The organism is Kitasatospora gansuensis, assembly GCF_014203705.1.
Lineage (GTDB): Bacteria > Actinomycetota > Actinomycetes > Streptomycetales > Streptomycetaceae > Kitasatospora > Kitasatospora gansuensis.
Genome location: NZ_JACHJR010000001.1, coordinates 2,023,560 through 2,037,953 on the forward strand (window position 1 = coordinate 2,023,560; position 14,394 = coordinate 2,037,953).

The 14,394-nt window shown below is 71.4% G+C and carries 12 protein-coding genes and 1 riboswitch; of the genes, 8 read left to right on the forward strand and 4 right to left on the reverse strand.

Annotated features, from left to right (window positions below; genetic code table 11):
• Positions 1-129: 129 nt before the first annotated feature.
• The 8 genes from F4556_RS08910 to F4556_RS08945 all read left to right on the forward strand — a co-directional run bounded on the left by F4556_RS08910 (position 130) and on the right by F4556_RS08945 (position 9,526).
• On the forward strand, positions 130-1,032 hold the full coding sequence (locus F4556_RS08910; RefSeq protein ID WP_184913178.1) for a TetR family transcriptional regulator: 903 nt from the start codon (positions 130-132) through the stop codon (positions 1,030-1,032).
• A gap of 340 nt (positions 1,033-1,372) precedes the next feature.
• Positions 1,373-2,710: a crotonyl-CoA carboxylase/reductase gene (gene ccrA, locus F4556_RS08915; RefSeq protein WP_184913180.1), complete on the forward strand. Its 1,338-nt coding sequence runs from the start codon at positions 1,373-1,375 to the stop codon at positions 2,708-2,710.
• Positions 2,710-4,734 carry an ethylmalonyl-CoA mutase gene (locus F4556_RS08920; RefSeq protein WP_184913182.1) on the forward strand — a complete coding sequence of 675 codons (2,025 nt, stop codon included), beginning with the start codon at positions 2,710-2,712 and terminating at the stop codon, positions 4,732-4,734. Before ccrA ends, F4556_RS08920 begins: the two co-directional genes overlap by 1 nt.
• 23 nt (positions 4,735-4,757) lie before the next feature.
• Complete coding sequence (locus tag F4556_RS08925) at positions 4,758-5,717, forward strand: HpcH/HpaI aldolase/citrate lyase family protein (RefSeq protein ID WP_184913184.1); 960 nt, start codon at positions 4,758-4,760, stop codon at positions 5,715-5,717.
• Between the two features lie 3 nt (positions 5,718-5,720).
• Positions 5,721-6,218 (forward strand): MaoC family dehydratase, encoded by a 498-nt coding sequence (locus F4556_RS08930; protein WP_184913186.1) that lies wholly within the window; start codon positions 5,721-5,723, stop codon positions 6,216-6,218.
• Positions 6,219-6,335: 117 nt separating this feature from the next.
• A complete protein-coding gene (locus F4556_RS08935; protein WP_184913188.1) occupies positions 6,336-7,538 on the forward strand; it encodes an acyl-CoA dehydrogenase family protein in 1,203 nt (400 codons plus the stop codon).
• A gap of 427 nt (positions 7,539-7,965) precedes the next feature.
• Positions 7,966-8,655, forward strand: coding sequence for a phosphatidylserine decarboxylase (locus tag F4556_RS08940; RefSeq protein WP_221503563.1), 690 nt, complete (start codon positions 7,966-7,968; stop codon positions 8,653-8,655).
• Positions 8,642-9,526, forward strand: a complete 885-nt coding sequence (locus F4556_RS08945) for a CDP-alcohol phosphatidyltransferase family protein (RefSeq protein WP_057240193.1) — start codon at positions 8,642-8,644, stop codon at positions 9,524-9,526. The genes F4556_RS08940 and F4556_RS08945 overlap by 14 nt, the downstream gene beginning before the upstream one ends.
• A gap of 211 nt (positions 9,527-9,737) precedes the next feature.
• On the opposite strand, the gene F4556_RS08950 is transcribed toward F4556_RS08945, so the two are convergent.
• The 4 genes from F4556_RS08950 to F4556_RS08965 all read right to left on the reverse strand — a co-directional run bounded on the left by F4556_RS08950 (position 9,738) and on the right by F4556_RS08965 (position 13,988).
• The gene (locus F4556_RS08950) at positions 9,738-11,171 is read right to left on the reverse strand and encodes an amino acid adenylation domain-containing protein (RefSeq protein WP_313068217.1); all 1,434 of its coding nucleotides are present in this window, start codon (positions 11,169-11,171) and stop codon (positions 9,738-9,740) included.
• A 183-nt stretch (positions 11,172-11,354) separates the two neighbouring features.
• Positions 11,355-12,473, reverse strand: coding sequence for an alpha/beta hydrolase family protein (locus F4556_RS08955; protein ID WP_184913190.1), 1,119 nt, complete (start codon positions 12,471-12,473; stop codon positions 11,355-11,357).
• A gap of 127 nt (positions 12,474-12,600) precedes the next feature.
• Positions 12,601-13,290 (reverse strand): helix-turn-helix domain-containing protein, encoded by a 690-nt coding sequence (locus F4556_RS08960; protein WP_184913191.1) that lies wholly within the window; start codon positions 13,288-13,290, stop codon positions 12,601-12,603.
• Between the two features lie 284 nt (positions 13,291-13,574).
• Positions 13,575-13,988, reverse strand: a complete 414-nt coding sequence (locus tag F4556_RS08965; protein ID WP_184913193.1) for a YidB family protein — start codon at positions 13,986-13,988, stop codon at positions 13,575-13,577.
• A 171-nt stretch (positions 13,989-14,159) separates the two neighbouring features.
• A riboswitch (cobalamin riboswitch) is annotated at positions 14,160-14,293 on the forward strand.
• The last annotated feature ends 101 nt before the right edge of the window (positions 14,294-14,394 follow it).

The window sequence follows — 14,394 nt, forward strand, 5'->3', positions numbered from 1 at the left end:
GTGCGGCCCGCCTGGGGGCCGGGTTCGGTGGCCGGACGCTGGCCCCGCCCGGTGGTGGCCGCCCCGGTGCCGCCGCTGCGCCGGACAAAGCCCGTTGGCCCGCCACCCGGTACGTGTAGCGTTCCGGCCATGGACCGGGAACAGTCATCCGAACAGTCAGCCCCGGAGCGTCCGGAGGGCGTCCGGCCGGCCACCGAGGCCGGGGCCGGCAACCGCAGGGCGGCCGCCCAGCGACAGCAGATGCGGCAGGATCTCGCCTCGGCCGCGATGGAGCTGTTCGCCACCCAGGGGTACGAGGAGACCACGGTCGACCAGATCGCGGCCGCCGCCGGGGTGGCCCGGCGGACCTTCTTCCGGTACTTCAGGTCCAAGGAGGAGGCGATCTTCCCGGACCACGACGACACCCTGGTCCGGGTGGCCGACCTGCTGGCCAGCGCCGACACCGAGGAGCACCCGCTCGACGTGGTCTGCCGCGGCATCAAGGAGGTGCTCCGGATGTACGCCTCCACCCCGGGCGTCTCGGTGGCCAGGTACCAGTTGATCCGTCAGGTCGGCGCGCTGCGCGAGCGGGAGATCGCGGTGGTCTCCCGGTACGAGCGGTTGTTCACCCGCTACCTGCTGGGCCGCTTCGACGCGGCCGAGGAGATCCCGCCGGGCTGGCAGCGCGGCGGGGACGACGACTCGATGCTGGCCGAGGTCTCGGCGGCGGCGGTGGTGGCGGCCCACAACCACGTGCTGCGACGCTGGCTGCGGGCCGGCGGCCTGGGCGACGTGGAGGCGCAGCTGGATCACTCCTTCGACGTCATCCGCGGGACGTTCTGGGCCACTGCTCCGAACGGGGTGCGACGGCGCGGTACGGCAGTGGCACCCGGTGCCACTGTGACACCCGACTCCTCGATGGAGGCCGCCGCGGTGAGCGCACTGAGTGCCAGCCCCGGGGGTGAGGTACTCATCACAGTGACCCGGACGGACGCTCCGCTGGAGCAGGTGGTGGACCGGATCAGGGCCGCGCTGACTTCCGCCGCAGGCTGAGGTTTACGCAGGTCAGAGCAGTTTTCGAGGGCCCGTTCCGGTTTTCCGGAGCGGGCCCTCCTTGCGTCGCCCGGGCTCCGGTCGAACGGTGGTCGGGTTCACTCGAATTGATGGCACCCGGTGTCTTTACGAGTGGCACAGGGTGCCACTACCTTGTTCCTCACCAGTCGCGGCGCCGCGGCTCCCCACCTCGGCGCGCCGTGTCCGGATGCGACACCACCACCCGTCGCAGCCATCCTTGACTTCCCATCCCCAGACCGATCCAGCGAAGCCGGTGTCCGCTCCCGGCTCCCCCAGACGCCCTGTGCGCCCTCACACAGGTACGCCTTCGGAGGCAGCCATGAAGGAAATCCTCGACGCGATCCTCAGCACCGACAGCACCCCGGCGGACTTCGCCGGGCTCAAGCTGCCGGAGTCCTACCGGGCGGTGACGCTCCACAAGGACGAGGAGCAGATGTTCGCCGGCCTGGACAGCCGCGACAAGGACCCGCGCCAGTCCCTGCACCTCGACGACGTCGCCCTGCCCGAGCTCGGCCCGGGCGAGGCCCTGGTCGCGGTGATGGCCAGCTCGGTCAACTACAACACCGTGTGGAGCTCGCTCTTCGAGCCGGTCTCCACCTTCGGCTTCCTGGAGCGGTACGGCCGACTCTCGCCGCTGACGAAGCGTCACGACCTGCCGTACCACGTCCTCGGCTCCGACCTGGCGGGCGTGGTGCTGCGCACCGGCGCCGGAGTCAACGCCTGGAAGCCGGGCGACGAGGTCGTCGCGCACTGCCTCTCGGTCGAGCTGGAGTCCCCGGACGGCCACAACGACACGATGATGGACCCGGAGCAGCGCATCTGGGGCTTCGAGACCAACTTCGGCGGCCTGGCCCAGCTGGCCCTGGTGAAGACCAACCAGCTGCTGCCCAAGCCGAAGCACCTCACCTGGGAGGAGGCCGCCTCCCCCGGCCTGGTCAACTCCACCGCCTACCGCCAGCTCGTCTCGCGGAACGGCGCGGGCATGAAGCAGGGCGACAACGTGCTGATCTGGGGCGCCAGCGGCGGCCTCGGCTCGTACGCCACCCAGTACGCGCTGGCCGGCGGCGCCACCCCGATCTGCGTGGTCTCCAACGACGCCAAGGCCGAGATCTGCCGTGCCATGGGCGCCGAGGCGATCATCGACCGGTCCGCCGAGGGCTACAAGTTCTGGAAGGACGAGCACAACCAGGACCCGCGTGAGTGGAAGCGCCTGGGCTCGAAGATCCGCGAGTTCACCGGCGGCGAGGACGTGGACATCGTCTTCGAGCACCCCGGCCGGGAGACCTTCGGTGCCTCGGTCTACGTCACCCGCAAGGGCGGCACGATCGTCACCTGCGCCTCCACCTCGGGCTTCATGCACCAGTACGACAACCGCTACCTGTGGATGTCGCTGAAGCGGATCGTCGGCTCGCACTTCGCCAACTACCGCGAGGCGTTCGAGGCCAACCGGCTGGTCGCCAAGGGCAAGATCCACCCGACCCTGTCCAAGGTCTACACCCTGGAGCAGACCGGGCAGGCCGCCCTCGACGTGCACCACAACAAGCACCAGGGCAAGGTCGGCGTGCTCTGCCTGGCCCCGCAGGAGGGCCTCGGCGTCCGCAACCAGGAGCTCCGCGAGCAGCACCTGCCCGCCATTAACCGCTTCCGGAACATCTGATGGCCGCCGACCGGGACCGTCCGTGGCTGATGCGGACGTACGCGGGCCACTCGACCGCGAGTGACTCCAACGCGCTCTACCGGAAGAACCTGGCGAAGGGTCAGACCGGTCTCTCGGTCGCCTTCGACCTGCCCACCCAGACCGGCTACGACTCGGACCACATCCTGGCCCGCGGCGAGGTCGGCCGGGTCGGGGTGCCGGTCGGCCACGTCGGCGACATGCGGACGCTGTTCGATGGCATCCCGGTCGAGCGCACCAACACCTCGATGACCATCAACGCCACCGCGATGTGGCTGCTGGCGCTCTACCAGGTGGTCGCCGAGGAGCAGGGCGCCGACGTCGCCAAGCTCACCGGCACCACCCAGAACGACATCGTCAAGGAGTACCTCTCGCGCGGGACGCACGTCTTCCCGCCCGGCCCCTCGGTGCGCCTGATCACCGACATGATCGCCTACACGGTCGGCAACATCCCCAAGTGGAACCCGATCAACATCTGCAGCTACCACCTCCAGGAGGCCGGGGCCACCCCGGTCCAGGAGATCGCGTACGCGATGTGCACGGCGATCTCGGTGCTGGACGCGGTCCGCGACTCCGGGCAGGTCCCGGCCGAGCGGATGGGCGAGGTGGTGGCCCGGATCAGCTTCTTCGTGAACGCGGGCGTCCGCTTCGTCGAGGAGATGTGCAAGATGCGCGCCTTCGCCCGGCTCTGGGAGCAGGTCACGCTGGAGCGCTACGGCATCCAGGACCCCAAGCAGCGCCGGTTCCGCTACGGCGTCCAGGTCAACTCGCTCGGCCTGACGGAGGCTCAGCCGGAGAACAACGTCCAGCGGATCGTGCTGGAGATGCTCGCCGTCACGCTCTCCAAGGACGCCCGCGCCCGCGCCGTCCAGCTGCCCGCGTGGAACGAAGCCCTCGGCCTGCCCCGGCCGTGGGACCAGCAGTGGTCGCTGCGGATCCAGCAGGTGCTGGCCTACGAGTCCGACCTGCTGGAGTACGGCGACATCTTCAACGGCTCCGAGGTGATCGAGACCAAGACCGCCGAGCTGCTGGCCGGCGCCCAGGCCGAGATCGCCAAGGTGCTGGAGATGGGCGGGGTGATCCCGGCCGTCGAGTCCGGCTACCTCAAGTCCAACCTGGTCGCCTCGCACGCCGCCCGACGGGCCAGGATCGAGTCCGGCGAGGACAAGATCGTCGGGGTGAACTGCTTCGACACCACCGAGGAGAGCCCGCTCACCGCCGATCTGGACACCGCCATCATGGTGGTCGACCCGGCCTCCGAGCAGTCCGTCCTGACGGCGCTTCAGCAGTGGCGTGCCGAGCGGGACGAGCCGGCCGCCCAGGCCGCCCTGGCGGCCCTCAAGGCCACCGCCGCGACCACCGACAACCTGATGCCGGCCACCCTCGCCTGCGCCCGGGCGGGCGTGACCACCGGCGAGTGGTCCTTCGCCCTGCGGGACGTCTTCGGCGAGTACCGCGCGCCCACCGGCGTCGGCGGTGCCCCGGTCGCGGTCGCGGCCGAGCCCGGCGGCGAGCTGGCGGCCGTCCGGGAGGCGGTCGCGGCCACCGCGGCCGAGCTGGGCACCGGCAAGCTCCGGCTGCTGGTCGGCAAGCCCGGCCTGGACGGGCACTCGAACGGCGCCGAGCAGATCGCCGTCCGGGCCCGCGACGCCGGCTTCGAGGTGGTCTACCAGGGCATCCGTCTGACGCCCGAACAGATCGTCTCCGCCGCCGTCGCCGAGGACGTGCACTGCGTCGGCCTGTCGATCCTCTCCGGCGCCCACCCCGAGCTGGTGCCGGACGTCCTGCACCGACTCCGCCGGGCCGGGGTGGAGGATGTGCCCGTGATCGTCGGTGGCATCATCCCCGCAGCGGACGGCGAGGCCCTCAAGGCCGCCGGCGTCGCCGCCGTGTTCACCCCGAAGGACTTCGGCATCACCACCATCATCGGCCGGATCGTCGACGAGATCCGGCTCGCCAACAGGCTTCAGCCCTGGGCCGCGACCACCACCGCCGCGACCAGCTGACCCGGAAGGACCGACCCACCCTCATGACTGTCAACCGCCTGCGCCCCCGCCGCTCTTGCCTCGCCGTCCCGGGCAGCAACCCGCGCTTCCTGGAGAAGGCCCAGGGCCTCCCGGCCGACCAGGTCTTCCTGGACCTCGAGGACGCCTGCGCCCCGCTGGTCAAGGAGAGCGCCCGCCACAACATCGTGGACGCCCTCAACAACGGCGACTGGGGCAACAAGACCAAGGTCGTCCGGGTCAACGACTGGACCACCCACTGGACGTACCGCGACGTGATCACGGTCGTCGAGGGCGCCGGTCCGAACCTCGACTGCATCATGCTGCCGAAGGTCCAGGACGCCACCCAGGTCAAGGCGCTCGACCTGCTGCTCACCCAGATCGAGAAGACCATGGGCTTCGAGGTCGGCAAGATCGGCATCGAGGCGCAGATCGAGAACGCCAAGGGCCTGGTGAACGTCGACGAGATCGCCGCCGCCTCCCCCCGGCTGGAGACCATCATCTTCGGCCCGGCCGACTTCATGGCCTCGATCAACATGAAGACCCTGGTGGTCGGCCAGCAGCCCCCCGGCTACCCGGCCGACGCCTACCACTACATCCTGATGCGGATCCTGATGGCCGCCCGGATGCACGACCTGCAGGCCATCGACGGTCCCTACCTGCAGATCCGCAACCCCGACGGCTACCGCGAGGTGGCCGGCCGCGCCGCCGCCCTCGGCTTCGACGGCAAGTGGGTGCTGCACCCGGACCAGGTCGGTGCGGCGAACGAGATCTTCTCCCCCTCCCAGGAGGACTACGACCACGCCGAGCTGATCCTCGACGCGTACGACTGGTGCACCTCCGAGGCGGGCGGCGCCAAGGGCTCCGCGATGCTCGGCGACGAGATGATCGACGAGGCCAGCCGCAAGATGGCCCTGGTCATCGCGGGCAAGGGCCGGGCGGCCGGCATGGAGCGCACCAGCAAGTTCGAGATCCCGGGAGCCTGAGCCATGCAGTTCGGACGCACCTACGAGGAGTTCGAGGTCGGCGCGGTCTACAAGCACTGGCCCGGAAAGACCGTCACCGAGTACGACGATCACCTGTTCTGTCTGCTCACCATGAACCACCACCCGCTGCACATGGACGCCAACTACGCGACCACCACCGTGCAGGGCCAGAACGTCGTGGTCGGCAACTACATCTACTCGCTGCTGCTCGGCATGAGCGTCGAGGACGTCTCCGGCAAGGCGCTCGCCAACCTGGAGATCGAGTCGCTGCGGCACATCGCGCCGACCTTCCACGGCGACACCCTCTACGGCGAGACCGTGGTGCTCGGCAAGAACATGACCTCGAAGCCCGACCGCGGCATCGTCCACGTCGAGACCAAGGGCTACAAGCAGGACGGCACGGTCGTCTGCATCTTCCGCCGCAAGGTGATGGTGCCGACCGAGCAGTACCTCAAGGAGCGCGGCGGCGACCAGCCCGGCCGCCCCGAGCCCCTCTCCTAAAAGCCCCGGCCGAGGAGCCGCCGTCATCGGCTCCTCTCCGGTCATGGGGCCCCACCGAGTCACGCCGGTGGGGCCCCGCAATCACCGCCCACCCTCTTAGACATTCGGAGCCGCACGATGGGACGCCTCGCACAGACCGACGGCCTCACCGAGATCCAGCGGGACATCCTCGCCACCGTGCGGGACTTTGTCGACAAGGAGATCATTCCGGTCGCCAACGAGCTGGAGCACAAGGACGAGTACCCCACCGCGATCGTGGAGGGGATGAAGCAGCTCGGCCTCTTCGGCCTCACCATCCCCGAGGAGTTCGGCGGGCTCGGCGAGTCGCTGCTCACCTACGCGCTGGTGGTCGAGGAGATCGCCCGTGGCTGGATGTCGGTCTCCGGCATCGTCAACACCCACTTCATCGTGGCCCACATGATCAACGCGCACGGCACCCAGGAGCAGAAGGAGTACTTCCTGCCCCGGATGGCCGCCGGTGAGATCCGTGGCGCGTTCTCGATGTCCGAGCCGGGCCTCGGCTCCGACGTCGCCGCCATCTCCACCAAGGGCGTCAAGGACGGCGACGAGTACGTCCTGAACGGCCAGAAGATGTGGCTGACCAACGGCGGCACCTCCACCCTGGTCGCGGTGCTCTGCAAGACCGACGAGGGCGGCTCCAGCCCGTACAAGAACATGACCACCTTCCTGATCGAGAAGACGCCGGGCTTCGGACCGAACCCGACCGTCCCGGGCCTGACCGTGCCCGGCAAGATCGAGAAGATGGGCTACAAGGGCGTCGACACCACCGAGTTGGTGCTCCAGGACGTACGCATTCCGGCCAACCGGGTGCTCGGCGGCGTCCCGGGCAAGGGCTTCTACCAGATGATGGACGGCGTCGAGGTCGGCCGGGTCAACGTGGCCGCCCGCGGCTGCGGGGTGGCCCGCCGCGCCTTCGAGCTGGGCATCTCGTACGCCCAGCAGCGCTCCACCTTCGGCAAGAAGATCTGCGAGCACCAGGCGATCCAGTTCAAGCTGGCCGAGATGGCCACCAAGGTCGAGGCCGCGCACCAGATGATGGTGATGGCCGCCCGCAAGAAGGACAGCGGCGAGCGGAACGACCTCGAGGCCGGCATGGCCAAGTACCTGGCCTCCGAGTACTGCAAGGAGGTCGTCGAGGACTCCTTCCGGATCCACGGCGGCTACGGCTTCTCCAAGGAGTACGAGATCGAGCGCCTCTACCGGGAGGCCCCGATGCTGCTGATCGGTGAAGGCACTGCGGAGATCCAGAAGATGATCGTCGGGCGCCGGCTCCTGGAGGAGTACCGCCTGGCGGAGTGAGACCACCGCGGGAGGCGGGGGTCGGGCGTGCGGTCCCGACCTCTGCCCGGCCGTAGGGCGTGTACCAGCCGGTATGCGCCCTACGGCTGCATCCGCACGCCTCTCGCACGCCTCCCGCATGGCTCCTGGTGGCCCTCCGGTGAACTCCCGAGGGCGTTCCGAGGACGTCCCGAGGGCTGAGACATGAGTCACGCGGCACGTCGGACCCCTTGGGGAACCGGTACCGGCCGAGCTACGGTCGTACACATAGCAGGCACGGATCGGCACCGCACAGGACACCTCAAGCAGCAGGCGGCTTGCCCACCTACCGCCTGGTCCCGATAGCATCCTCCGGGACAGCACGCCGTCCCTTTATCACTCGATCCCGCGGTTGGCCCCCGTCCAGGTGCCAAGCTCCGCCAGTCGGGGCCCGCGACTAAGGTATTCGATGCCCATCAGCCCGTCCCCTCACTCCTCCGCTCCGGTCGGCGATGCCCTCGCCCCGGCGAACGGTCGGCGCCCCCGCGTCACCATCGCGCGCGGAGCCACCCCCTGGTTCGTCCCCACCCTCGCCACCGCCGCACTCACCACCGCCCTCACCCGGCGGAGCGGCAAGTGGGCCGTGGCGGCGGTACCGGCCTGTGCGCTCAGCGCGGGCATGTTGTGGTTCTTCCGCGACCCCGAGCGTGAGATCGGGACCGGCAGGGTCATCTCGCCCGCCGACGGTGTCGTCCAGTCGATCGACGCCTGGCCGGACGGCCGCACCCGCGTGGCGATCTTCATGAGCCCGCTCAACGTGCACGTCAACCGCGCGCCGCTGCCCGGCACCGTGACGTCCGTCGAGCACGTCGCCGGGGGCTTCGTCCCGGCGTTCAACAAGGACAGCGACCAGAACGAGCGGGTCGTGTGGCACTTCGACACCGAGCTCGGCGACATCGAGATGGTGCAGATCGCGGGGGCCGTGGCCCGTCGCATCGTGCCGTACGTCGACGCCGGTACCAAGGTCGAGCAGGGTGACCGGATCGGTCTGATCCGTTTCGGTTCCCGGGTCGACACCTACCTGCCGGCCGGCGTCGAGGTCGGCGTCGAGGTCGGCCAGAAGACCACTGCCGGGGTGACGCGCCTTGACCGTGACTGATCCTGAGACGCTAGTCGGCCTCAACGAGGACGAGGAGACGGACCTGCGCCGCCGCCGCTGGGCGCGCGACCGCGAGCTCCGCGCGCCGCGCTCGCCGCAGCACCTCTCCACCGCCGACTTCCTGACCCTGGGGAACGCCGTCTGCGGCTTCCTGGCGATCTACTCGATCACCACCGGGGTCCTGATGCCGCACATCACCGGGGCGTCCGCCGCCGGTCCCGACAAGCACAGTGCCGCCACCGCGGTGACGCTGCTGCTGATCGGTTCGATGTGCGACCTGTTCGACGGCCTGGTGGCCCGCAAGCTGCGCTCCTCGGCGCTGGGCGCGGAGCTCGACAACCTGGCCGACCTGATCAGCTTCGGCATCGCCCCGGCCTACTTCGTGGCGGTCTGGGGCATCGTCAGCCCGGGTCAGGACCAGCGCTTCTCGGCGCTGATCGCGCTCACCGTGCTGCTGGCGGTGGTGCTCCGGCTGGCCCGGTTCTCGGCCGTGAAGATGCAGCCGGGGATCTTCCAGGGCATGCCCTGCCCGATGGGCGCCATGACGGTGATCGCGATCGTCCTGCTGGACCCGCCGTTCGTGCCGGGCCTGCTGATGATCTTCGGGGTGGCGTACCTGATGGTCAGCCGGATCGAGTACCCGAAGCCGCAGGGCCTGCTGGCCACCGCCACGCTCTGCTGGATCGTGGTCTCGATCGGCTGCCTGGCGGCCTGGGCGGCCGGTCTGCCCGGTGGCGACACCCTGATGCACGTCGGTGCGATCGCCCAGATCACGCTGGCCGCGATGGCGCCGCTGCTGGTCATCCGCCGCAAGGTGGGCCAGAAGGTCGGGGACGTCCGCGCCCGCCGCGCGGAGTCGCGCGGCTGCTGACGCCGTACCAGTACGCGAAGGGCCCCTCTCCCGCTCGGGAGAGGGGCCCTTCTGCATGCCCTGGCACAGGTAGGGGCTCGGGGAACAGCGACGCCGGCTTCGCAGAACGGCGCACCCGTTCAGGAGGCCGCGCGCGGTCACGGGCCGGTCCGCACTCGACATGCCCGCCGCCTCTCCCCGAGCCCCTGGAACGCAGGCTAGGCAGAACGGCTTAAGCGCCGCCCTTGTGCACGCTAAAGGCGGACCTGCGGGCCGCCCTGGCCACCGCCGGGTCGGGGTGCACCCCGGCGACCGCGGTGAGGACGGAGGCGGCACGCGGGTGGCCGGACTGGCGGGCCCGGTTGAAGAGCCGGACCGGCTCCCCGGCCGAGGCGCCCTCGACGTGACCGACCAGCAAACCGGTCTCGCCGTGGTCCAGTACGGCGGCGGCGGTGTCGACCCAGAGCCAGGCGGCGTCCTCGGCCGTCAGAACGTCCGAGGGCAGCACGCCGACCTCGTCCGACTGCTCGGCCAGCCAGAGCAGCGCGTAGGGGCGCAGGACGCCCTCGTCCACGGCCGCCCGGACCGCCTGCTCGGCGGTGCCGCCCGCGACCCGGAGCGCCTCGAAGGCGAGGCCGCGCAGCAGCGCGTCGTCGCCCCGGGCGGCGTCCAGCAGCTCGGCCACCGCGCGGTCCACCGGACGGGCCGCGACCCAGGCCCGGTACTCGGCCCTGGCGGGACCCGGCGAGTAGCTGGCGCAGGCGTCCAGCAGCTCCAGCGCGCTCTGCTCGATGTGGCCGGCGGCGGTCTGCGCGACGGTGCAGATCTCCTCCAGCTTGGCCCGGACCGCCCAGTGGCCGAGCGGCGAGAGCTCGGCCGCCTCGTCCTGCCGGGTGAGCGCGCCGACGGCGGCCAGGCCGTCCAGCATCCAGTCCAGGACGGCCGCCACGTCGGCGGGCGAGTGCGGGGTGTCGATCTGCGGCTCGCGGCAGGTGCCGCGGACGGCGGAGACGGCGGAGGCGGCGTGCGGGACGGGCGACAGCGGGGTCGCCCCAGCGGCCACCCGGCGCTCGTCCAGGCCCCGGCGGAGCAGCTCCAGCAGCTCGCTGTCGGCCACCGGGCCGTCCACCAGGTGCAGGAAGGAGAGCAGCTGGGGTGCCTGGTCCACGGCCTGCCCGGCCAGTACGGCGAACACGCCGCGCATCGCGGCGGGCGGCATCGGGGCGACCAGGGTCCAGGCGTCGAAGAGCGCGGACCAGCCGCGGACCACGGCCTCGTCGTCGTGCTCCCAGGCGTGCAGCCGCCACCCGGGGGTGGCACCGCCGTCCCGGGCCTCGACCAGGCCGACCAGCAGCGCCTGGCCCCAGGCGTTGGCGGCCGCGCCGACGGTCATGGCGAGCGCCCGGCCGGCCGCGCGGGCGTCCTCGGGGAGCAGTTCGCCGCGCTTGTCGACCTCGTCGAGCTCACCGGCCCAGCGGGCGATCCGCACCGCGTCGGCGAGCATCCGGCGGGCCAGTGGGGCCAGCTCGGCGGGTGCGGGGAAGCCCTCCGGGACCGGGGTCCGGCCGCGGCCGGGCTTGGGTGCGGGGGTACGGCGGCGGGGGGTGGGGGTGCTGCCCGGCTGTGCGGTGTCACCGCGGCGGGCCGTGCCGGGGAGACGGGTCACCGTCGCCCCGGTACCGATCGTCGGCGGGAGCGGGGCATCACGGTCGCGCGAATTCCGAGACGTCACGCCGTGCAGTCTTCCCCGTGCGTGGGCCTTCTGTCACATCGCCTTTTTCCCGGCAAGGGGCAAACCAGACGCCAGTGGTCATTTCACGAGCTCCTTCCCTGTTTCGGGGCCCTCGTCCTAGAGGAGCGGGGTGAGCCAGCGGCGGAGGGTCTCGGCGTAGCCGTCCGGGTCGGCGTTCCAGAGGGCGGCGTGCTCGGCGTGCGGCACGGGGTGCAGGCTGACCAGGTCGCCGCGCAGGTCGGCCAGCCTGGCGGCGGCGTCCCAGGGGGCGATCGAGTCGGCGGGGCTGTGCAGCAGCAGGGTCGGCACGTGCAGGTCGGTGCCGGCGGCGAGCCGGGCGAAGCCGGCCAGGTCGACCTTGCTGCGGCCCTCGGCGGCCAGTGCGCCGAGTTCGGCCAGTGCGGCGGGCACTCCGGCCTTGGCGCGTTCCCGGCGGACGGTCTGCGACCAGTCCAGCACCGGCGAGTCGAGCACCAGCCCGGCCACCGCCTCCGGCCAGGCCGTCCGGGCGGCGGCCTGCAGCACCATGGTGGCGCCGACCGACCAGCCGTACAGGATCACCCGGCCCGCGCCGCTGTCCAGGGCCAGCCGGATCGCCGCGTCGACGTCCTGCCACTCGGTCTCGCCGAAGTGGCCGAGCCGGTCCGGGGAGGGCGGTGCGCCCCGGTCGCCCCGGTAGGTGACGGTCAGGGTGGGCAGCTGGAGCCGGTGCAGCACCGGGAGGACCGGCAGCGCCTGCGAGCGGTCCGCGCCCGGGCCGTGCACCAGGATGACCCAGGTGCCGCGTTTGCCGTCGACGTACCAGGCCGGGAGGTCGCCGAGGTCGCCCGTGGCGACGGTGTCGGTGAAGGCGAGGCCGAGGGCCGAGCGCGGGTCGCCGGTGTGGACCCGGGGCGTCAGTTCGACCTTGTCGCCGATCTGCAGGGAGCCGCCGTTCACCTGTTCCAGGCGGCGGGTGACGGTCTGCGGGCCGGTGCCGAGCACCTCGCCGACCACCGCGTGGCCGCCGTCCGGCCACTCCAGCGCGTACCGTCCCGGCCGGGCGGTGGCGGTGCTGCGGGTGATCACCACCCCGCCGGGGGCCAGGTCGTGCACCCGCAGGTCGGCGACGGCCCCGGGCTCGGCTCGCCCGGGCCTGACCACCCCGTCGGACGCCTTGCGGCCGAGCAGCAGGACGGCCGCGGTACCGGCTCCGACTGCGGCGGCGGCCACCATGGCCGCGGTTCCCCAACGCATTGCGCTCCCGGTGTGCTGTGGCGGACGGGACGATGCGGTCCATTCCACCGGCGCCGGTGGCGGGGTGCCACCGGGAGGGGGCCGTCCGGGAGCGGCGGCGGACGGTGCGTCAGACCCGTCAGACCCGTCAGACCGGGATGTCGGTGCGGTGGCGGGCGAGCAGCTCCCAGAACCGTTGCGCGTGCGGCTTCACCGGCTGCTGCTCGGCCGGGCTACGCGAGGAGCCCCAGTGCATCGGCACCAGGTACTCGCCCTGCAGCTCCGCGAGGGTCTGCTCCAGCACCGGCCGGGGCACCGGCACCAGCCGGGACATCGGCTTCACCTGCGACTGCCAGCGGCCGTCCACGCACTGGCGCAGACAGCGGTCGAGCTCGTCCTGACGGTCGGTCACGTGCACCAGCATCCGCAGCCCGATGCCCAGCACATGGGCCAGCGCGTACGTCTGTCCGGCGTCGCCGCCCCACTTGCCGGTCAGCTCGGCCTGCTCGTACGCGCGGGGGGTCACGCCGATCCGCTGGGCGGCCTGGTCCTGGGACAGCTCGCGGGCCACCCGGAAGTCCCGCAGGGTGGCCGGTGCGGTGCCCATCAGCTGGGCAGGCGGGCACCAGAGGGCCCGGGCCAGCGCGACGAACTCCTCCTCGGACGGCCGGAACTCACCGGTCTCCCAGCCGATCACGTGGCTCGGCAGCAGGCGGACGCCGTGCGCGGCCATGCCTTCGGCGACCTGATCGGGGGTCAGGCCGAGACCGGCCCGGTGGGACCGCGCCGCAGTCGGCGAGAAGGGCACGGGGGTGGGGGCGGGCGGTCTTCGTCGCATGCCACCAGACGCTAGGCCCGGGTCCGGGCGTTCGAGCACCCGCTGAACGCACGAAGCCCCTGCGGGCGGGTTGGCGGGGCGTTGGTGGTTCCTACGAGCGCTGACGCCTGATCAGGGGTCGTACTCGGAGGTAGCCACGGCTGCACCACCAGGGGCTCGGGGAACGGCGACGGTTCGTGGCTGGCGGGGCAAAATGCGAAAGTGCCTGACCGCCTATGTACGGATCACCTTGCAAGGGTCGGCGTCGCAGTTCCCCGAGCCCCTGTCTGCCGAACCATGTGCCTTTAGTGCTGCTTCCCGAAGAGCTCGTCGAGGGTGGCCGGGGTGGGGACTTCGCCGGTCGGGGTGAGCTGGTCGACGGCGGTGGGGAGCTGGGCGGCGAGTTGTTGGGTGATCTGGTCGCGGGAGAGGCCGGACTGCTGGGCCAGGGCGTCCAGCTCGCGGTCGGGGAGGGCGGCGGCGAGTTCGGCTCCGGTGACGGGGTGGTTGTCGCCGGTGCCGACCCAGGACTGGGCCTGGGAGCCGAGGCCGCCTTGGGTCAGTTGCTGGAGCAGTGCGCCGAGACCGCCCGCCGCTCCCTGGCCGCCGCCGAGTGTGCCGAGCAGCATGGCGAGCAGGTTTCCCCCGCCGCCGCCTCCGCCGGCGTGGCCGCCCGTGCCGCCGAGCAGTCCCCCGAGAAGCTTGCCGAGATCGGTCATGACCGTCCTCCAGTTCGGGCGCGGACCGATGCCGCGCCAGGGCCAGCTTCACCCGGCCGGGAGCACCCCGCACGGTGGGTGCGAACAGACGTGTGACCAACCCCTCCGCGCCCTTTGTTGACTGCCTGTCCGGCCGCGTGATGGGATCCTTCAGCCAAACGGAGGCAAGTAGAGGAAGCCGGTGCGAGTCCGGCGCGGTCCCGCCACTGTCACCGGGGAGCACTCTCGACACATGGTCACGACGGCCCGCTGAGGCGGCTGTTGGAAGGCCCGGGAGTGTGTCCGACCCGGAAGCCAGGAGACTCTCGCCCCCGGTACGTCGATCCAGGGCGCGGACCCTGAGTGAGGACACCCACGCCATGCCGGCAGCCCAGGACCGAGCCGACACCTCCCCGTCGTGCGCCGA